Annotated in this window: 9 protein-coding genes; all 9 read right to left on the reverse strand. The window is 42.1% G+C overall.

Annotation, left to right across the window (positions count from 1 at the left end; all coding sequences use genetic code 11):
* Positions 1 to 186 precede the first annotated feature (186 nt).
* Positions 187 to 2,583 (reverse strand): ABC transporter permease, encoded by a 2,397-nt coding sequence (locus EAH55_RS13145; RefSeq protein ID WP_121810065.1) that lies wholly within the window; start codon positions 2,581 to 2,583, stop codon positions 187 to 189.
* A gap of 71 nt (positions 2,584 to 2,654) precedes the next feature.
* On the reverse strand, positions 2,655 to 5,123 hold the full coding sequence (locus EAH55_RS13150) for an ABC transporter permease (RefSeq protein WP_162996860.1): 2,469 nt from the start codon (positions 5,121 to 5,123) through the stop codon (positions 2,655 to 2,657).
* 98 nt (positions 5,124 to 5,221) lie between these two features.
* Positions 5,222 to 7,639 carry an ABC transporter permease gene (locus EAH55_RS13155; RefSeq protein WP_121810067.1) on the reverse strand — a complete coding sequence of 806 codons (2,418 nt, stop codon included), beginning with the start codon at positions 7,637 to 7,639 and terminating at the stop codon, positions 5,222 to 5,224.
* Between the two features lie 106 nt (positions 7,640 to 7,745).
* Positions 7,746 to 10,205, reverse strand: a complete 2,460-nt coding sequence (locus EAH55_RS13160) for an ABC transporter permease (protein ID WP_208644845.1) — start codon at positions 10,203 to 10,205, stop codon at positions 7,746 to 7,748.
* 164 nt (positions 10,206 to 10,369) lie between these two features.
* The gene (locus tag EAH55_RS13165; RefSeq protein WP_121810068.1) at positions 10,370 to 11,407 is read right to left on the reverse strand and encodes a DUF4097 family beta strand repeat-containing protein; all 1,038 of its coding nucleotides are present in this window, start codon (positions 11,405 to 11,407) and stop codon (positions 10,370 to 10,372) included.
* 211 nt (positions 11,408 to 11,618) lie between these two features.
* Positions 11,619 to 14,042: an ABC transporter permease gene (locus EAH55_RS13170; protein WP_121810069.1), complete on the reverse strand. Its 2,424-nt coding sequence runs from the start codon at positions 14,040 to 14,042 to the stop codon at positions 11,619 to 11,621.
* Positions 14,043 to 14,113: 71 nt separating this feature from the next.
* The gene (locus tag EAH55_RS13175) at positions 14,114 to 16,534 is read right to left on the reverse strand and encodes an ABC transporter permease (protein WP_121810070.1); all 2,421 of its coding nucleotides are present in this window, start codon (positions 16,532 to 16,534) and stop codon (positions 14,114 to 14,116) included.
* A 106-nt stretch (positions 16,535 to 16,640) separates the two neighbouring features.
* Positions 16,641 to 19,031, reverse strand: coding sequence for an ABC transporter permease (locus EAH55_RS13180; RefSeq protein ID WP_121810071.1), 2,391 nt, complete (start codon positions 19,029 to 19,031; stop codon positions 16,641 to 16,643).
* A gap of 238 nt (positions 19,032 to 19,269) precedes the next feature.
* The gene (locus tag EAH55_RS13185; RefSeq protein ID WP_121810072.1) at positions 19,270 to 21,654 is read right to left on the reverse strand and encodes an ABC transporter permease; all 2,385 of its coding nucleotides are present in this window, start codon (positions 21,652 to 21,654) and stop codon (positions 19,270 to 19,272) included.
* Positions 21,655 to 21,741 lie beyond the last annotated feature (87 nt).

A 21,741-nucleotide genomic window follows, 5' to 3' on the forward strand; every position in this document is an offset into this window, starting at 1 on the left:
TTAGAGGTTAGAGGTTAGAGGTTAGAGGTTAGAGGTTAGAGGTTAGAGGTTAGAGGTTAGAGGTTAGAGGTTAGAGGACAATGCACCGTGAGTTACTTTGTTTTCACCAAAGAGAAATATTGTAAAAAGCCAGAAGTAACAATAATACTTCCGGCTTTTTACCTTGAGCTTTAAGCCTTCGGCTTCCTACTCGCTCCTTAAACTCTTAACCGGATTGGCCAGCGCGACTTTGATAGACTGGATGCTTACTGTTAACAACGCGACGATCAATGCAATGCAGGCTGCCACGGCAAACATCCACCAGGAAATATCAATGCGATAAGCGAAATCCTGCAGCCATTTGTTCATCATATACCAGGCAACCGGAAACGCGACGAGGTTTGCAATCAATACCGTTTTCAAAAAATCTGCCGACAACAGCCTGATGATACTTTGAACACTCGCACCAAGCACCTTGCGGATCCCGATCTCCTTTACGCGCTGCTCAGCAGCAAAGGCAGCCAGCCCCAGCAGGCCCATTGCTGATATAGCAATGGCTATCGAAGCAAATACTGTGATCAATGTTGAAGAGCGTTGCTCGGCGTGATATAATTTGTTATAACCTTCATCTAAAAAACTGTATGCAAACGGTTGATCGGGCACAAATTGGTTCCACACCTCTTGTGCCGCCCTGATAGCCCCCGCTGTATTTCCCGAAGCTGTTTTTATGTAGAAACTACCTGCCCAATCGGTATGGTTGTTTATGACCATTGGGCCAATTTTTTCATGTAGACTCCTGAAGTTAAAATCTTTAACCACACCGACCACAACTCCCGAATCGCCATTAAACTTAAACCGTTGTCCGATAATTGGGTTACGAACTCCTAATTGCTTTACTGCGGTCTCATTTAAGATCACATTATGCTGGTCAGCATTGGCCTTTCCAAACCAATGTCCATCCTTCATTTTCAGGCTCATCATTTGCTGAAAATTTTCATCAGCCGATAATGTAGCTACGGAAGGCTTGTAGTCTTTAGGGCGGCCATCCCAATCCATCGAGCCTGACATTTTGGTGCCATTATTATAAAAGTCATCGCTCTGTGACTGGGCTACCTCTTTTATTGCGCTTTGTTCCCGAAGCTCATTCGCGATACCGCTCAGCATCGAAACCCGTTTTTTATCATCAAACCCTAACACATTCCACGGAATCCGGAAAGAAAAAACGTGCTCACGATTGTAACCGAGGTCAGCCTTCTGCATAAAATCCAGCTGGCGATAGATAACCATAGTACAAATGATAAGCATAACCGAAATACCAAACTGCACAATAACCAATGCTTTACGAATGCCGCCGTCTTTAAAATTTAACGCGCTCCGACCTTTAAAAACACTTAACGGCTTAAACGAGGATAACAAAATAGCCGGGTAAAGACCGTTAAATATAAAACTTAACAGTAATGTGCCCAGTAATATGATCCATGTCGCTGTTGACGCTAAGGGTTGACTAAAATGTTTTTCGGTTACACTGTTAAACCACGGCATAAATACCTGGATACAAATAATTGAAAAAATCAAAGCCAATACACTCATCACCAACGATTCGGACATAAACTGACCGAATAACTGGAACCTGCCTGCTCCTACTATTTTACGTACACTTACCTCTTTTGAGCGCACACTTGCACGTGCGGTTGTAAGGTTTACGTAGTTAATACAGGCAGTTGCCAGAAGCAATACGGCCAGGATCATAAATATGCTAACCAGCCTGCGGTTGCCATGTTCAAAAGATGAGCTTTGTAAGTCGTTTTCAAAATGCATATCCTTCAGGCCGATCACGCTTAGTGCTGTATTTTCGCTGTCCTTATTATTTTTCCTGATAATATCGGTAAGCTTCTTAGCTGTTTCGTTTGTTTTTACGCCGGGTTGCAACTTAAGAAATGTAAGTCCGCTGTAATTCCCCCAATGCGTTGATTGCTCTTTTTCGTGCGGATTGCTCAGCTTCGCTTCAACCGGGATCAACATATCATACTGAAAAGTTGAATTAGCGGGATTATCCTTAACCACAGCCTGCACCTGGTAATTGACACTATCAACCCTAAGCATTTTACCCACAGCCTGGTTATTGCCAAAGTATTTTTTTGCGGTCGACTGCGTGAGGATTAAGCTAAACGGATTTTTAGAAAAGCTTTCGGCGCTGCCATCAACAAAATCGTAATGGAAAACTTTAAACCAGTTAGCATCAACATAAGCATACTTTTTTTCGGAGATCAGCTGCCCCTTATTATGAACAATGATCATATAACCGGGCCATAAAAAAGTATAATCTTTAACTTCAGGAATTTCCTTTTTGGCTACCCCACCTAACAAATAAGGCGACGATTCCCAAACCCAGGTTTCGTTCTTAGTCAACGTAAGCTTTGCCTTTACGCGATAGATCTGATCAACATCGTTATGGTAATTATCAAAACTAAGCTCGTTTTGTACCCAGAGCATAATAAATACAGCAGCGGTAATACCAACAGTAAGCCCGGCAATATTGATAATACTTGTGGTACGGTGTTTACCTATATTGCGAAACGCAACCTTAAAATAATTCTTAAACATAGTAGTTCATTGGTTCAATTGTTCATTAGTTCATTGGGGCTTCCAGCTGCTAACTGCCACTGCGAACTGCTTTACTCACTTCTCAAGCTCTTAGTAGGGTTTGCCAATGCGGCCCGAATAGTTTGAAAACTTGAGGTGATCAACGCCGTCAACAGCATTCCTCCTCCGCTTACTACAAAAATCCACCAGCTTATAGTGGTACGATCTGCGAAGCTTTCCATCCACTTGTTCATTGCATACCAGGCCAATGGTGTCACCAGTATAAAGGCCAGCCCGATAAGCATCACCAGTTCGGTTGATAGCATAGTGACTATCTGGGTTACGGTTGCCCCCAGCACTTTGCGTACACCTATTTCCTTGGTGCGCTGATTGGTATTGTAGATAGCCAGCCCCAATAAGCCAAGGCAGCTGATAAATATAGATAAGCCGGTAGCCCAGGTTAACAAAGTTGAGGTATGTTGTTCAGCATCATAAAACTTAGCTATGTTTTCATCAAAAAAGTGATATTCAAAATCATCTTCGGGATAAATCTCTTTCCAGGCCTTTTCCATCGATGCGATAGCTTTTTTCCATTCATTGCCTCCGGCAGTTTGCGGTTTTAGTGCGATATGGAAAGTACCATGATTATCGTAGCTATTGCTGATAAGGATACAGGTAGGTTTTACAGTTGAATGCAATGACTCCAAATGAAAATCATTAACCACACCAACAATCTGCATTCTGGTATCACCATTAAATTTATCAATATACTTACCTACAGCTCCGTTAGGATTTTTAAAACCAATAAGATTAGCATAGTTCTTATTGATTAAAAAACCGCTGGTGCTATCACCGGCCTGCAAATTACGCCCTGCAAGCAGTTTGATTTTGTATACATTGATATAGTTAGGATCGCCAAACCTTTCGTAGAGTTCAAGCTTGGTTTCCTTTTTGCCATCCTTGTAAGTGGCCTCGGTTGAGTTGGTACCGCTTGACGAGGGAGCATCTTTACCTAAACTAATTAAATCAACCTGCGGTATTGCCTTCAATTTATTCATGAACACCTGGTTACGACTTATAGTGCGGTTTTTCCAGGGCGAGTTAATGATCAGTATGGCGTCTTTTTTAAAACCCATATCCTTGTTAAGGGCATAATGAATTTGCTTGCTTACCAGCACAGTGGCCATTATAAAAAACTGGGCTATTACAAGTTGGGTTACCGTAAGCGATTTGCGCAACCACGCATTCCGGGTTTTGCTGCTATTTGACGATGCCTGATTTTTTAGTACCAATACTGGCTTGTACCCCGATAATAAAGCTGCTGGATAAAAGCCGGATAAAAGACTTACCGCTATCGTTAATAAAAAAAGGAATATGAACAGGTTTGGCTGGTGCAGCAAATCGAGCTTGATACCTTCGGGAATGAAATCTTTAAACAACTTTAATATAACCGGTGCGAGTACCACAGAAATAACTACCGCGATAATGGTTATAAAAAATGTTTCGCATAAAAACTGGATAATCAGCTGAGCCCTGCTACTTCCCATTGTTTTACGCACACCAATTTCCTTAGCTCTTTGGGTTGCTTGGGCAGTTGTTAGGTTAACAAAGTTGATACAGCCAAGCAAAAGCAAAAACGCAGCTATGGCCAGCAAACCGTAAAGCGTTGGCTTATCAGCTACCCGACCTGAAGAAAACGTATAGTATACATTGTTAAAATGAAGATTACTTAGCGGTTGTAAAGTAAAATTACGTGTATTGCCTTTATTTTCTGGTTTCGGGGGATTATTCTTTTTCAGAATAAGATTCAGTTGCTTTTCGAAATTGCTGACCGAAGCATTTGGGGCCAACTTAACAAATAGTATCGACGATGAAGTAGTACCTCCCCAATCATCTAACCTTAACTCATCAGAAAGGGCTTTGTTATTTTTTGCAGTTGAATAAGAAAGAAAATCATGAAAAGCGAAATCGTTATTTCCTTTCAATGGTTCAACTATACCGGTAACAGCGGCGCTAACAGTGTCATACGTGATAACGCGGCCAAGCATTTCATTGTATGAAAGTTTGGGGAAGTATTTTGTAGCCTGATCGGCCGTTAATACGGTTTGATTGGGTGCATTCAAAGCTGTTTTTGCCGAGCCGACTAACCAATTATACTTAAACATGCTGAAGTAACGCCCGTCCGCAAGAATTACGTTATCCTGTAATTTAAATTTAACAGGTACACCACCTTTTCCCGGAACAAGCACGTTAGGTTGGCTCAGCTCAAAAAATGGTGCAGTTAGCTCCACTCCGCTCACGTTGTTCCGCACGGCTTCAGGAACTGCCCCGGATACCCCTCGGTTATGTGCTTCCTCGCCTGAGAAAGTGTAGTTTGATACTACCCTGTAAATCCGGCTGCTATCATCAAAGTTTTGATTAAATGTAAAATCAAAATGTACAATGAGATAAATAACCAGCGCCGAACTGATCCCTATAGATAAGCCGATTACATTAACGAACGTAAAAAATTTATGCCGCCAAAAGTTACGCAACGCGATTTTGAAATAGTTTTTAAACATCTTATTGGTCATTATTCATTGCGTCATTAAGTCATTAAACTTCCGCCAGATCAAAAAATGACCCAATGACGAAAAGCAAATGACCTAATGACCAGTTATTATTCAGAACGCAAACTCTTAACCGGGTTGGCCATTGCGGCTTTGATAGATTGATAGCTGATAGTGGCAAAAGCAATGATTAGCGCTATTACCCCGGCCATAACAAATACCCACCATTGTATGCTTACCCTGAAAGCAAAATCAAGCAGCCATTTGCTCATGGCATACCAGGCAATTGGCAATGCAATTACTGCCGCTACAATTACCAGCTTCAAAAAGTCTTTTGATAATTCGGTAACAATTTGCGGGATGCTGGCTCCAAGCACTTTGCGTACACCAATTTCTTTTACCCGTTGCGATATGGTGAAGGCCGAAAGTCCAAACAGGCCTAAACACGCAATAAATATCGCCAGGCATGAAAATATGGTAAACAAGTTGCCTTGTTCCTGCTCGCTGTTGTATAACTTTTGGAACCTTTCATCAAGGAAGCTGTATTCAAACGGTGTTTCGGATTGATATTTTTTCCAGGTTTGCTCAAGGGTTGCTAATGCCGAATTAACATGATTACCATCGATTTTAACAGTTACCTTTCCATAATTATTATTAGCAAATGAGGGCATCTCCATTAACAGCGGGATGATATTTTGATGTAATGATTCAAAATGAAAGTCTTTAACCACGCCTATCACCTTTCCTTTAACACCGCCGTAGCTCATATTCTTACCAATAGCATTCTCAGGCGATTTCCATCCCAATACACTCACTGCCGATGAATTGATCACAAAGTTATTGCTATCGGTAGCAAACTCACGACTGAAGTTTCTACCCGCGGCCATCCTTATGCCGTAGGTTGAGATAAAGCCATAATCGGCGTTGATGCATTTAATATCAGCTTTAACAGGTAGCGGTTTATCGCCATCAAAAACAGAAACACCCTGATCGTCCAATAACCGACCTGATGGAATACGCGATGAACGGCCAATATCCTTTATGGCTGGGTCGCGTAATATATCTGCCCTGAAAGCTTCAAACTGATTAGCCGGGATACCTTTTAAGGTAACCAGGTGATCTTTATTAAAACCAAGTGATTTTGTCTGTATGTATCTTAACTGCTGAAAAACTATTGTAGTAGCAACAATAAGAATGATCGAAATAGAAAACTGAACAACCACCAACACCTTGCGGAAAGAGATATTTCCTGACCCAACTTTGAGGATCCCCTTTAAAACCTTTATCGGTTTAAACGACGACATAAATATAGCCGGATAAATACCGCTGATAAGCCCGATCACCAAAGGCAACAGCAATACTGCAGTTAATATAGATGGTTGAAACAAACTGCTGATTGACAAATCAAGCTCCGAAAGCTGGTTAATGAGCGGCAACAATGCCCAGGTTAAGATGAGTGCCAGTGCAAGTGAAAAATAAGTGATCAATACCGATTCGCTTAAAAACTGGGTAATGATCTCTTTTTGCTGCGCGCCTATCACCTTCCGGATCCCAATCTCTTTGGCCCTTAGTGTTGAGCGGGCTGTTGAGAGGTTCATGTAGTTGATACAGGCTATGAGCAAGATAAACAAAGCGATGGCCGAAAATATATAAACCCTTTTTATATCCCCGTTTTGCTCTACTTCATCATCAAGATGCGAGTGTAAGTGAATATCCAGGAACCTTTGAATATGCAACTGTGTGAATTTAGACTGGCGCGGCTGGCCGGGAGAATTCATGTACTTATCTATAAAGGCAGGAAACTGCGAGCTGATGCGATCAATATTATAATTATCGGGCAACAACAGATAGGTAAAAAATGAGTTATTGCCCCAATTGGTGGCTAATGCGTTCCGTCCATAAACCTTATCATCATTTAAAGTATTAAATGATATTAGCATTTGAGGGTGCATTTGGGAATTGGCCGGAAAGGGTTTGAAAATACCGGTAACCTTAAAGTTAAACTGGTTATCAAGCCTTATCTCCTTGTTCATAGGATCTTCGTTACCGAAGTATTTGCGTGCCATATCCTCGGTCATCATTACTGTATACGGCTCGCTAAGGGCGGTTTTAGGGTCGCCAGCCACCGTTTTCAGGTCGAAGAAACTGAGGAAGTTTTCATCTGCAAAATAAGATCCCTTTTCGGTTAGTAGCTTATCCTTATAACGCAAAACCACATCTCCGTTAGGGAACAACCGGGTAACCTTTTTTATATCCGGGAACTCGTTTTTCAACAGCGGACCAAAAGGCGGCGCTACAGCGCCCAAATGCAGGTTAACAACACCATCGGCCGTATTGAAACTCCGACTCACCCGGTAAATATTGGGGGCATTATGATTAAATTTATCATAACTGAGCTCTTTAACTATATAAGTTAAAATAAGCAGACAACAGGTTAACCCGATAGTTAAACCCGATATATTGATGAACGAAATAAATTTATGCCGTGCAATATTGCGAAAGGCACTCCGTAAATAATTCTTTATCATAATTTATGTCATTATTTCATTAGGTCATTAAGTCATTTTTATCAAATCATTTACTTCGTATCGCGTCAATGACCCAAGGATGCGAAGCAAATGACTTAATGATTCTTCATTCGGAACGTAAACTTTTAACCGGATTGGCCAAGGCCGCTTTAACCGATTGAAAACTTATTGTTATTGCCGCTACTATCAGCGCTATAGCTCCTGCTAATAAAAACACCCACCATTGTATGCTGATGCGATAGGCAAAATCCTGCAGCCATTTATTCATTGCAAACCACGTAACGGGGAATGATATGATTGATGCGATGACAATCAACCTTAAAAACTCTTTCGATAACATTACCGTAATGCTGCTGGTTGAAGCGCCTAACACTTTGCGGATACCTATTTCCTTAACCCTTAGCCTGATCATAAACGCGGCCAGGCCAAATAAACCTAAGCTGGCAATAACTAAAGCAATGCAGGAGAATACGGTAAATATCTTTCCTGTCTGTTGTTCTGAAGCGTAAAGTGAAGCATATTGCTCATCGAGGAAGGAATAGCTGAAAGGAGCTTCCGGTCTGAAATTGTCCCACTCGGTTTTAATACCGGCAATAAGCGATTTTATATCTCCTGTCTTAACCTTTAAAATAATAGTGCCGGTACTATGTCCTGATAATAGCATCAACGGTGCGATTTTTTGTCGGGCCGAAGCATAATGAAAATCTTTAATTACACCCACTACCTTATACTGCGAACGGGCCGAACGCACGATGGTTTTACCAATGGGATTCGAATTACCCCAGCCCAAACCTTTAACCAAGATTTCGTTCACCACAACCGACATAGAATCGCCGGGAAATGACGGATAAAAATTACGCCCATTAATTACTTTTAAACCTAAAGTAGGAACATAATTTTCATCAACATGGTAAATATTGGTATGGATTTCGGCATGGCCACCCTTGCCATCAAATTCTTTGGCGTCAATCTGAGTACCGTCAATACCAGCTAATTTGCCCGGCACACTGCTTGATATCGTAGCATTTAACACCTGCGGATTGCGCAAAAGCTGATTTCTGAAAGCATCCGCGTTATTGCCCAGTATGTAGGCATCGTTAATTACTAATACCTGGTCTTTATCATAACCCAGTTTTTTATTTTGCATATAATGCAGTTGCTGGTACACCACAAAAGTTGATATGATAAGCGCTGTTGATACCGCGAACTGGAAAATGATCAATCCGCTGCGTAAAACACCTTTTCCTTCGGCTTTGGTAGCGCCGTTGCCTTTCAATACGGCAATGATCTGGAATGATGAAAGGAAGAACGCCGGATAAATACCTGCCAGAATACCAACAACAAAAGCGGTAAATAATTCTACAAGCAAAGCCTTAGGGCTCAGGAAAAATCCAAGTTCAATATGCTTTCCGGCTAAGTTGTTAAATAACGGTAATAACAGGTATACCATGCCTAAGGCCAATAACAAAGCCCAAAAGGTTAGCATAACCGATTCGGTAAGGAACTGAGAAACCAGTCCGCTTTTTTCTGAACCGAGTACCTTACGGATCCCTACTTCTTTTGATCGCTTAGCCGAACTTGCTGTAGACAGGTTGGTAAAATTGATACAGGCCAGTATCAATATAAAAGCAGCCAGTGCCCCGAAAATATATATATAATGAATATCGCCATTGGGCTCCAATTCATATTTGGTTGCCGAATGCAGGTGAATATCGCTTAGCGCCTGTAGGAAAAACTGGAAAGTATTTACAGATTTGCTTGCCTGGGCTATGCTTGTGCCCATGTCGTGCGCAATTTCGGGCACCACAAATTTTCTCACCATCTCCGGGAAAGCTGCTTCCAGCTTTTTAGCATCGGCATTTTCATTTAACACTATATAGGTAAAATAGCCAATATTGCTCCAGGTCTGTTTTCTATTTTCAACAAAGGGGGCCATATTCAAAAACGCGTCACCATGGAAATGCGAATCATCCGGTATTTTGTCAATTACTCCCGTTACCTTGTAAGGCGAACCATCGATAGTAAGTGATTTACCAACTGCTTCCTGGTTACCAAAATATTTGGTGGCCATAGCCTTGGTGATCACCATGCTGTTAGGGTCGGTAAAGCAGTTTTTATCATCACCATCAATCAATGGTATCGAAAACAGGCGAAAGAAATTGGCATCTATCATTTGCACGCGCTCTTCCTTAAACTGCCTGTCGTTATATTTGATAAAAACCGGCCCGCGACCGGCAAGCCTTGTGGTTTCCTTTACTTCGGGAAACATGTTTTTGATACCCTGTCCTACTGCAATATCTACCAAAGGGTATTCGCTTACGCCATTATTTTCAATGGAGCGTAAACCAACACGATACATTTGTTTTGCTTGAGCCGGGTACTGATCGTAGTTTAACTCGCTGTACACATAGGCACAGATCAACATACAGCAGGCTAAACCAACTGATAAACCAAAAACATTAATAAATGAGAATATCTTATTGCGTTTTAAGTTACGCCATGCGGTTTTAATATAGTTTTTGATCATGAGTGTACGGTTAACCTGTTTTATGGTTTTAAAATGCATACCAATAAATAAAATACCTAACTATCAATAAGTTGCAATTTATTTCCAACCTAAACTGTACGAAGACGTAACACCTTGTGTACGGTTATGATACACTCCTGTTAATACAAAAGGCCTGTTACTTAAATTAGTAACAGGCCTTTACAGTATGATTGCTATCCTTATTAATTTACAGTAAGATTAACCCTATTGCTGCCGCGTACTTCAACTAATGAGCCGCCGCCGTTAAGTTTACCCTCTACCCTTTCTTTATCTTTATTTCCTGAAAAACCATCACCAAGATTAGTTTCAATCTTATCAGCACGTATATCAAGGTTCAAGCCTTGTTTTGATGGCAATTGCAGATCAACATGGCCTGAGCTTACGTCAATTTTTACTGATTTACCTACACTTAAAAACTGGGCATGGAAGCTACCCGCGCTTGTTGAAGCATCAAGACTGCATGACAAATCGGTAAGGTTAATGCTACCGCCAGAGGTGCCTGTAATGAAATCGCCATCAATTTTGTTACCGCTGATGCTACCACCACTGGTAGTTGCTTTGATATCGCCTTTTAAACCATCAAGGTGCAATGAACCGCCCGATGTTTCCAGTTTGATATGCCCCATGCAATTGCGGGCTTCAATGCTGCCGCCTGAAGTTTGCAGGTCGATATTTTCTTTTGAATCACTTACGTGAATGCTGCCGCCTGAGGTACGGCCCTTGATAGTACCGGTAATTTTATCCATATGCAGACTGCCACCGCTGGTTTCAAATTGCTGAATGCCGGTTAAATTATCCAAATGGATGCTGCCGCCACTGGTGTTTAGGTTGGTTGCTACATTACCGGGTACATACACGCGGAAAGATATGCTCAATGACCTTTTCCAGTCCCAGTTGTTATCTTTTTTTGTTTTAGCCTTAGCATGAAGCTCACCGCCATTAACATCAATACTTAAATCGTAATTTTCTTCAAGGCGCTTTTTAATCTCCTCTTTCGGCAGGTCGCCATTGCCGTTATTGCCTTGTATAAAAACCTCAACCCTTGGCTCTTCGCCAGACGCGCCGCTAACGGTGATACTACCACCCGATGTATTAACAAACACATCTTTAATTGACTGGCCGGATAACGATTTGGTTAGATATGGTGTTTTCTGGTTATTTTGAGCAAAAGCGCTGCCGCCTGCGCAGGCTATAAACAACACGAGTAAATACTTTTTCATAATAATGACATTTGGTTTATATATACAAGACCAAGCCATTAGCTGATACGTTGCATGACGGTGAAAATAATTTTATCATCATAGAGCACAAAAAAGCCCGTGAGGACACGGGCTCGGGGAATATTTTAACTGCAAACTGCCACTCATCCCTCAAACACCTTACTTACGGCACCCTGCCACTGCAACTGCCACTAATTCCTTACTGCTACTGCTATTCATTCTTCAAACTCCTCACCGGGTTGGCCAATGCCGCTTTAATAGATTGAAAACTGATGGTTATAAAAGCGATCAGCACAGCTGAAACCGCGGCCAGCACCACTACCCACCATTGTATATTTTGACGGTAGGCAAAACCCTGAAGCCACTGCTGCATGGCAAACCAGGCCACCGGAATAGCTATTACTATAGCTATAGCAACCAGTTTTATAAAATCCTTTGAGAGCATGCCCACAATAGCCGCCACGTTGGCGCCAAGCACCTTGCGAATCCCTATTTCCTTAGTACGCTGTTCGGCAGAGTAAGCGGCAAGGCCGAATAGACCTAAACAAGCAATAATGATAGTTAAGCTGGTAAAAATGATGAATATAGTGCCCATGCGTTGCTCGGCACGGTATGATGAATCAAAATCCTCATCCATAAATGTATATTCAAACTCCTTACCCGGCTTTATGGATTTCCACTTATCCTTGATCGTGCTCATCAAAGCCGTAATGTTAGCCGTATTGACTTTTACACTTAGGGCGCCTGTATTTTCGCCATACATCAATATTACCGGGGTAACATTGTTACGCAGAGAAGCAAAATTGAAATCCTTGATCACGCCAACAATATGGTATTCCTTGAATGTTTTAGCCATGTTATCCATAGGCAAATACATAGGTTTATTAAGCGGATCTTTTACCCCCATCAGTTTTGCCGCAGTTTCATTGACGATCATAGCCGCCGAATCGGTAGGCATCTGACTCGAAAAATTGCGACCCTTGGTTAACTTGATCCCAAGCGTTGACAGATAACTGTCATCAACCACCCAGGTTTGAGCCAATACCGCCTTTTTAGGATCAAGAGCACGCTCCTGGAAAACACTGCTGCTGTTGCGGTAATCAGAAGTTGGTAAAAAGCCGGTCATGGTTACCCCCATTACGCCGGGCAATTGTTTTACTTCATCCCTGAATACTTTGCTCTGCGCCCCAAGATCATATACACCATGCACAACCAATACCTGGCTGCGATTATAGCCGAGATCTTTATTCTGGATATACTTAAGCTGATTATAAATGACCAACGTACCAATAATGAGCGTGATGGAGATAAAAAACTGGAACACCACCAACGAGCTCCTCAGCATCCCTCCCTTAAAACCTGATGAAAGTTTCCCTTTTAAAACATCAATAGGCTGGAATGCCGAAAGGAAAAATGCCGGATATGAACCTGCCAAAAAGCCGATCACTAAAACGGTAAGCAGCAATGCCGGAACAAGCCAAACCAATGAGCCAACGCTAAGCTCCATAGCTTTACCCGAAATATTATTGAATACCGGTAGCAGGAAATAAGCTATCAGCATCGCTATTACGGTTGCCAAAAAGGTTACCATGATAGATTCTGACAGGAACTGGGCGATAAGCGATTTGCGCCTCGAGCCGAGTACCTTACGTACCCCTACCTCGCGGGCACGGTTTGCCGAGCGGGCGGTTGAAAGGTTCATGAAGTTGACACAAGCTATCAGCAATATAAAAATAGCCACAGCGCCAAAAATGTATACATACTGGATACTACCGTTATGATCAAGCTCCGACATGAGGTTTGATTTAAGGTGAATATCTTTCAATGGCGCAAGGCTCAATTGATACCTGTTTCCCGCACTTTCAAACGAATCGAAATTGAGATGCAAAATATCCTGCAACTGCGGCCCGGCATATTTACGCATCAAGGCAGGGAACTTAGCCTCAAACTTTTTAGCATCTACACCCGGTTTGAGCAGCACATAGGTATTAAAGTTATTGCTGAACCAGGCATTCTCTTTACTTTCCTGCGCGGATGCCATCGACAGGAAAAAATCATAATGAAAATGCGATTGTTTAGGCAAATCTCTGATCACGCCGGTAACTTTGTAAAGCTCCCTTTCATCAAACGTGAAAGTTTTACCTACAGCCTGTGTGGTGTTAAAATAACGTTTGGCTGTGCTTTCTGTTATCACTACAGTATGGGGTTCAACCAGCGCCTTTTTCGGGTCGCCGGCCACCATAGGCAGCGTAAATACATCAAACAGGGTCGAGTCGGCTAAAACCACACGGTTTTCGTGGATGACTTGGTTGCCTTTTTTTACGTTGTAACCACCGCGCTGCAATAAACGGCAGGCCCGTTCAACCTCTGGGTAATCATTTTGAAAAGTAGCACCAAGGGGTGCCGGTGAGGATGCATAAGTTTGGTCGATACCGCCAAACTTGATCTGCATATTGGCACGGTAAATTCTATCAGCCTTTGTATTAAATTTATCGTAACTAAGTTCATCGACTACGTAAAATACAATCAGCAGACACGTAGCCAGCCCAAGAGCTAAACCAAAAACATTAATTGCGGTAAATCCCACATTTTTTTTCAATGTGCGGAAAGCGGTTTTAAGGTAATTTTTAAACATGGTTTATTGGTTCAATTGTTCATTCGTTCATTTGTGTACATTATAAAACTGCGTACTGCCATTGCAAACTGCTACTCGTTTTTAAGGCTATTAACCGGGTTTGCCAGGGCTGCTTTTACTGACTGGAAACTTACGGTAACAACAGCTATCAGCACTGCTCCTGCGCCGGCCAATACCAGTACCCACCACTGTATGCTGATGCGGTAGGCAAAATCCTGCAACCATTTGTTCATCAGGTACCAGGCTAAAGGCGTAGTTATGGCAATGGAGATCAATACCAGTTTTATAAAATCTTTTGATAATGTGTTTACTATGGCAGATACACTTGCACCAAGCACTTTACGGATCCCTATTTCTTTGGTGCGTTGTTCGGCGGCGTAAGCAGCTAAGCCAAACAAACCAAGGCAAGCAATAGAAATGGCCAGCACTGTAAATATAATAGCTATGGTACCGGTACGTTGCTCTGTGCGATAGTTGGAATCAAAGTCCTGATCCATAAAGGAGTAGCTAAACTGGCTTTGGGTCATGCCCTGCCATTTAGTTTTTATCTGGTCGATAAGGGCAGGTAAATTAGCGGTGCTCACCCTAACACTCAGGTTGCCGGTGTCTTCGTCCATTAAAAAAATCATCGGACTGATATTTTCCCGCAGCGAGTTGAAATTGAAATCTTTTACAACCCCTATGATATGATAAGGTTTGATATGATCCCTGTTGCCATCCATATTGCGGTACAGGGTTTTATTTATAGGATTGGCGAAGCCTAAAAATTTAGCAGCAGTTTCGTTGATCACCAAGCCCGATGAATCAGTTGGCATACTGGCAGAAAAGTCACGACCGGCAGATATCTTCATACCAAGGGTGCTGATATAATCAGCATCTATCCGCCAGCTTTGCGGAAACAAGGCCGTTTTTTGGTCAGATGCCGCTTCTTTGTAAAATATAGATGTTCCCCTGTTTTTTCCGGTTGGTAAATAACCTGTTAAAGTAGCGTTAACCACGCCTGGCAATTGCTTTATCTCATTTTTAAAAGATTTAGCGTGTCCGCCAAGCTCAAATGCGTTATCGATAACAAGCACCTGGTTACGATTATAACCCAGGTTTTTTGTTTGGATATAGTTGAGTTGGTTATAAATAACAATAGTACCTATAATGAGGAATATCGAAATGGAAAACTGGAAAACAACCAACACACTCCTGAGCCAGCTGCGTTTGAAGCCACCGGCCAGCTTACCGCTTAACACATTAATAGGCTGAAATGAAGAAAGGAAAAATGCGGGATATGATCCGGCAGCGAAACCTACCACCAACACAATAACCAGCAAAGCAGGCAGCAACCAGGTCAGAGTTTGTGGACCAACGATCAGTTCCTTCCCCGATACCTGGTTAAACAAGGGTAAAAGCAGTAACACTGCAAAAAACGCTATAACAGCTGCGGCCAGTGTCACCATTACCGATTCGGTTAAAAATTGTGCTATTAAATATTTACGCGGTGAGCCTAAAACCTTGCGTACGCCTACCTCGCGGGCCCTGTTGGCCGAACGGGCTGTAGAAAGGTTCATGAAATTGATACCGGCAATAAGCAGTATAAATATGGCAATGGCCGAAAATATATAAACATACTGTACCGAACTGTTGCTGCCTAATTCGCCGGTACGATTTGAGTGCAAATGGATCTCGGTCAATGGGGTAAGGTTAAGCCTGAAATAACTGCCGCTTTTCTCAAAATCCGCAATATTCACATGCAAAGCAGTTTGCATTTGTCCCTCGCTGTATTTTTTCAGTAAGGCGGATAATTTCTTCTCAAATAATTTGGAGTCAGTACCTGGTTTTAATACTACATAGGTGTTATAGTCGCTCCTTAACCATTCACCTGAACGACTATCGGGCCAGGTTATCATCGAGATAAAAAAATCGTAATGAAAGTGCGATTGCTTTGGCAAGTCCCCGATCACCCCGGTAACTTTTAATAACTGGTTGTTGTCAATAGCCAGCGTTTTACCTACCACATTGGTGCCATTAAAGTACTTTTTGGCAATAGATTCGGTGATAACAACGGTGTTAGGCTCTTTCAAAGCCGTTGCCGGATTGCCGTTGATCATCGGCAAGGTAAATACGTTAAATATCGATGGGTCGGCATAAACGTTACCATATTCCAGGATACTTTCATTCCCTTTTTTAACATGGAAACCTCCGGCAGCTTTAAGCCGGGTTGCTTCTTCCACTTCAGGCAAATCTGTTTTTAAAGCCTGCGCTAACGGAGGCATTGCAACGGCATACAATACGTTATTGTTGCCAAATTTCAAGTCTTCGTTAACGCGGTACGTGCGATTGGCTTTTTCATTATAACGATCATAGCTCAGTTCGTCGGCTACATAAAGTACAATCATGAGGCAGGTAGCAAGCCCAAGTGCAAGCCCCAGTATATTTATAACCGTAAACCCCACGTTTTTGCGCAGGGTACGGAAAGCTGTTTTAAGATAATTTCTAAACATAATTTATATCATTAAGTCATTGGGTCATTAAGTCATTGCTAATTTCGGCGCCCATCAAAGTACTCAATGACCTGATGACGCGAAGCAAATGACCTAATGACTAAAACTATTCATTTTTAAGGCTTTTAGCCGGGTTAGCATTTGCAGCCCTTACGGACTGTATGCTTACGGTTACAAAAGCAATGATGACAGCCAGGATACCTGCTACAGCAAAGATCCACCAGTTAATATCAACCCGGTAAGCAAAGCTTTGCAACCATTTACTCATGCCATACCAAGCCAGCGGCGACGCTATCAGTGTGGCTATCAACACCAGTTTCATTAAATCTTTTGACAACAGGGTAACTATTGAGGTTACACTCGCGCCTAAAACTTTCCTGATGCCAATTTCCTTTACCCTTTGCTCGGCAGTAAAGGTTACCAGTCCGAATAAGCCGAGGCAGGCAATACTGATAGCGAGTATGGTGAATATGAGCAGGATGTTGCCCTGCTTTTGTTCTGATTGATATTGCCTGGCGAAGTTTTGATCAAGGAAATGGAATTCAACCTTGTTTTCTATATCAAACCTGCCATAGATCTTGCTGATGTAATCAAGCGTAGCGGGGATATTATTTTTGCCGATGCGGACATACATATTGTCCTCATCGTTAGCAGTAAATGGCAAATACAACATCATAGGCGCTACCTTGTGTTGTAGGGAATAGGTGTTAAAATCTTTAACTACACCTATTATTTTCCGGCTGATCACGTTGCCGTTATTGTCCAAACCTACCCTTACCGAACGCCCGACAGCATCCTTCCATCCCATCTCGTTAACCAGCGTTTGATTTACAATGATGGCTTCCTGCTTGTCTGTACTCATATCTTGAGAAAAATTGCGTCCTTTAGCCAGCTTTATCTGTAAGGTTGGAATAAAATCCTCATCGATTATAAGGTTCTCTACTACTTTTGACTCAGCATTGGCTTTTCCATCCGAACCGATGTTAAAATAATCTGAGCCTATATCATTATTACCTATCGGATTACCGGCAATACCTACAGCCTCAACAGCCGGGTTTTGCAACAGCTGACTTTTAATGGCGGCTATTTTTCCCCGGGCTGATTTATCGCTGATATGAAAAGTAAGCGTTTGGGCCTTGTTGAAACCCAGGTCCTTATTCATTACATAATGCAACTGCTTGTAAATCATGCACGAACCGGCTATCATAACAATGGTAATTACAAACTGAAATACCACTAATGACTTCCTGAACAATATAGTTGCAGCCTGGCTGCCCATCTGGCCTTTCATGGCCGCGATAGTCCGGAAACCGGATAAGAACAAAGCCGGATATAAACCGCTCAAAACACCGGTTACCAAAGCAAATAAGCTGAATATGATGACCGTTGTGCTGAAACCGAACTGCAACAGCAGCAAATTTTTCCCCGAAAGCTGATTAAAGTAAGGCAATAGAAATTGTACCATTACTGAGGCGATGAGCGCGGCTATCAGGGTAAACAAAACAGATTCGGCAAAGAACATTGTGATCAGTTGCTTTTTGCTTGAGCCGATAACCTTGCGTACACCAATTTCCTTTATGCGTATTGATGAACGTGCTGTGGTAAGGTTTACGTAATTGATAACGGCAATGGCCAATATCAGCAACGCCACCGCGCCAAATACATATACATAGGTGATATTGCCGTTGCTGCCCAACTCATAATCGAGATTCGAATTGAGGTGAATCGACGTTAACGGTTGCAGCTCCATACTGAACTGAACGGCACCAAGCGCACCTTTCAAGTATTTGTTAAAAAATGCGTTGGAGCCGACCTGGATCTTTTTAAAATCATCATGGTTTTTCAGCAATACGTAGGTGTAGATATGAGAATTAGCCCAGGTATCGGTATAACCCTCGGGCAGCGATCTCAAGGCATTGAAAGTAAACTGAGAATTTGCAGGCACATCATCAATAACCCCGGTAACTGTATTTGGGCTATTTTCAATGAGCACCGTTTTATCCTGGGCATCGGCGGCATTCCCAAACAGTTTTTCGGCAAGGGTTTTAGTAAGAACAATACTTTGTGGTTTGCTTAAAGCGGCGTTGGGATCGCCTGATAAAAAGTGATGGGTAAACAGGTTAAAGAAGCCTTTATCGGTAAACAACATCCCACCTTCGTTGATCTGTTTTTCACCATAGGTTATTTTGCCGCCACCTTCAGCATCAATGCGAATTGCATCTTCAACCTCTGGATAATCATTTTTTAAAGCAGGAGCATAAGGTGGTGATGTAACAGCTAAATTAAATTTCCCACCGTTCCAGGTACCATGTTGCACTACGCGAAAAATACGATCGGCCTTAAGGTTATAACGATCGTAACTCCATTCATCAACCACATAAAGGCTAATAAGCCAGAACGCTGCAATACCGGTAGCTAAGCCGAAGATATTGATAAACGAAAAAACCTTGTGTTTGATGAGGTTTCTCCAGGCTATTTTGATGTAATTACGTAACATAGGTAAACGGTTTATACATCTAAAATAGTAAAACCTGTACCAATTATTTAAATAACTAAAAATCAAATAGTTAAATAAAACCAATTAATTTAAAACCGTTCGGTAATGGAACACTTGCAGTACGGATGTGAACGATATTTTCGAGGTGAAAGGCTAAAGGTAAAAGGCTAAAGGCCACAAAGTCGAAATCCAATTATTTTGAAATCACCTTTTACCTTTAGCTTTTTATCTTTCCTCATTATTCAGAGCGTAAGCTCTCCACCGGATTCGCCAGCGCGGCTTTTATGGATTGAATGCTGATGGTAGCCAGGGCAATAAGCGTTGCACCACCGCCCGCCAGCAGGAATATCCAAACAGTCATATCTATTTTGTAAGCGAAATCCTGCAGCCATCTACTCATCGAATACCAGGCTATCGGTACCGCTATCAGGATAGAAATGATAATAAGCAAAACAAATTCACTGGCCAGTAAACGAATAATGCCGCCAACACTTGAGCCAAGTACCTTGCGGATACCGATCTCGCGGGTTTTAACCTGCGCCGAATAGGTTGCCAACCCGAACAAACCAAGACATGAGATCACAATTGCCAGGGCCGAAAATACATTGAACAATGAACCGGTATGTTCTTCACTGCGATATAAACGGCTAAAGTTTTCGTCAAGAAACGTATACTCCAGCGGGAAATCATTATTATACTGTTTCCAGGTATTTTGCACTGCCGCAATAGCTTTTTGCGCGTCGCCGCCGGTCGTTTTGATGAACATGCGGAAACACTGATCGGGTCGGTAACATAATACGGCAGGCTCAATCTTTTTGCGCATGGAAGCATAGTTGAAGTCTTTTACAACACCTATGATAGTTCCCCGCGTTCTCTGGATCCTGATACTTTTACCAATTGGATCTTTCAATCCCATTGCCGACGCTGCAGTTTCATTAATTATAAAGTGAGTGCTATCTGCAACCGCACCCGTAAATGCCGCCCCTTCCTTTATTTTAAGCTTAAAAAAACTGATGTAGTCCTGATCAACAAAAATGGGATGAAAAATAAGATTGGCTTTTGCAGGTTTGCCCTCCCAGTCATTGTCGCCCGTCCACCCATCAAAATCAACAATATTGCTACTACTTCGGGTAACAGCCAGCACTCCGGGCTGCTTTAGTAATTCGGCTTTGGCGGCGTCATAATGTAGTTTAATACCCTGCATACCAAACATCAACACATTTTCTTTATTGTAGCCAAGATCTCTGTTGCGGATATAGCTGAGTTGTTTTCCTATAACCAGTGTACCAATAATAAGCACTATCGAAACTGTGAACTGCAAAACAACCAGCACCCGGCGAAAGGCGGCGTTACCAATCCCGGTAGTAACCTTGCCCTTAAGGGCTTTCAATGGCTCAAACGATGATAACAGTAATGCCGGGTAAACACTTGAAGCTACAAGCGTACCAACAAGCGTTAATATGATATAAAGCCAAATCTGATAGCTATTTAAAGAAAGCTCCAGCTCTTTACCCGAAAATTGGTTATAAGCGGGCATCAGCGCATACATTAAAGTTATAGCAAAGGCCGTAGCAATAACAAACAACAATGTAGTTTCGACTATAAACTGAAAAAAAAGCTGCATTTTACCTGCGCCAATGATCTTACGCATACTAACCTCTTTGGCGCGCAACATAGAGCGGGCCGTTGAAAGGTTTACATAATTTATACACGCTATAACTAAGATCAGGATTGCAACAATAGCGAAGGTACGCACAGTTGACATGCCTCCATCACTGCCGTCAGCCTTATACAAATGCATTTTCAGGAAAGGCTGTGCAAGGTAAGGAACCGGCGCGTCATCTGGTTTGTTACGCTCATGGATTGCCCGCAGCTGTTTTTCTAATTTATGCAGATTGGTGCCGGGCTTGAGCAATAAATAAGTTTCAAAGCTAAAATTAACCCAGTCGGCATCCATTGTGCTGATACGACTGGTACCGTTATAACTGGTTCTATTTTTAACGTAGGCCTCATTATTAAAACGGCTCAAGGGCAAAAGTATATTATAACCTACACTTGAATTTGTTGGATAATCGGAAACTACACCGGTAACATTCAAAACATCATTACGGCCAAGCGTAATGGTTTTACCAATTGGGCTTCTATCTCCAAAATATTTCCTGGCAATCTTTTCAGTTATTACTATTGAATTGTTGTCTGAAAAAGGATGCTTAGCATCGCCTTGCAACAACGGAAAACTAAAAACATTGAAATATGATGGGTCGGTAAAGGCCACACCAGGTTCTTCAAAAATCTTATCCTTGTACCTGAATGATGCGCTGCCTATATCCATGATACGTGCACCATCTTTAACTTCGGGGATCTCATTTTTGGCAAACGTTGTAACCGGCGCTATAATTTCAGTAAATATCTGCTTACTTACATCAGTGCCGCCAACTATACCTATGCGGTACAGGTTTTCACTTTGCTTATTAAACCTGTCAAAACTCAATTCATCCTGCACCCAAAGCAGCATAAATAAACCTATTACAAGGCCAAAAGTTAAGCCTATCACATTAATGGCGGTGTAAAACTTATTGCTTACAATGTTGCGCCAGGCGGTTTTCAGATAGTTTCTTATCATGGTTCATTGGTTCACTTGTTCATTAGTTCATTGGTATCGGGATAAATTTAAAGCCCATCCAAATCGGCCTGCGTTTATTAATCACCC

The sequence above is a fragment of the Mucilaginibacter kameinonensis genome (assembly GCF_003675385.1).
GTDB lineage: Bacteria > Bacteroidota > Bacteroidia > Sphingobacteriales > Sphingobacteriaceae > Mucilaginibacter > Mucilaginibacter kameinonensis.

Excerpts from the sequence above, each read along its gene's own strand:
- EAH55_RS13160 (WP_208644845.1), bottom strand. The coding sequence starts at position 10,205 with ATGCATTTTAAAACCATAAAACAGGTTAACCGTACACTCATGATCAAA.
- EAH55_RS13165 (WP_121810068.1), bottom strand. The coding sequence starts at position 11,407 with ATGAAAAAGTATTTACTCGTGTTGTTTATAGCCTGCGCAGGCGGCAGC.
- EAH55_RS13170 (WP_121810069.1), bottom strand. The coding sequence starts at position 14,042 with ATGTTTAAAAATTACCTTAAAACCGCTTTCCGCACATTGAAAAAAAAT.
- EAH55_RS13175 (WP_121810070.1), bottom strand. The coding sequence starts at position 16,534 with ATGTTTAGAAATTATCTTAAAACAGCTTTCCGTACCCTGCGCAAAAAC.
- EAH55_RS13145 (WP_121810065.1), bottom strand. The coding sequence starts at position 2,583 with ATGTTTAAGAATTATTTTAAGGTTGCGTTTCGCAATATAGGTAAACAC.
- EAH55_RS13150 (WP_162996860.1), bottom strand. The coding sequence starts at position 5,123 with ATGTTTAAAAACTATTTCAAAATCGCGTTGCGTAACTTTTGGCGGCAT.
- EAH55_RS13185 (WP_121810072.1), bottom strand. The coding sequence starts at position 21,654 with ATGATAAGAAACTATCTGAAAACCGCCTGGCGCAACATTGTAAGCAAT.
- EAH55_RS13155 (WP_121810067.1), bottom strand. The coding sequence starts at position 7,639 with ATGATAAAGAATTATTTACGGAGTGCCTTTCGCAATATTGCACGGCAT.
- EAH55_RS13180 (WP_121810071.1), bottom strand. The coding sequence starts at position 19,031 with ATGTTACGTAATTACATCAAAATAGCCTGGAGAAACCTCATCAAACAC.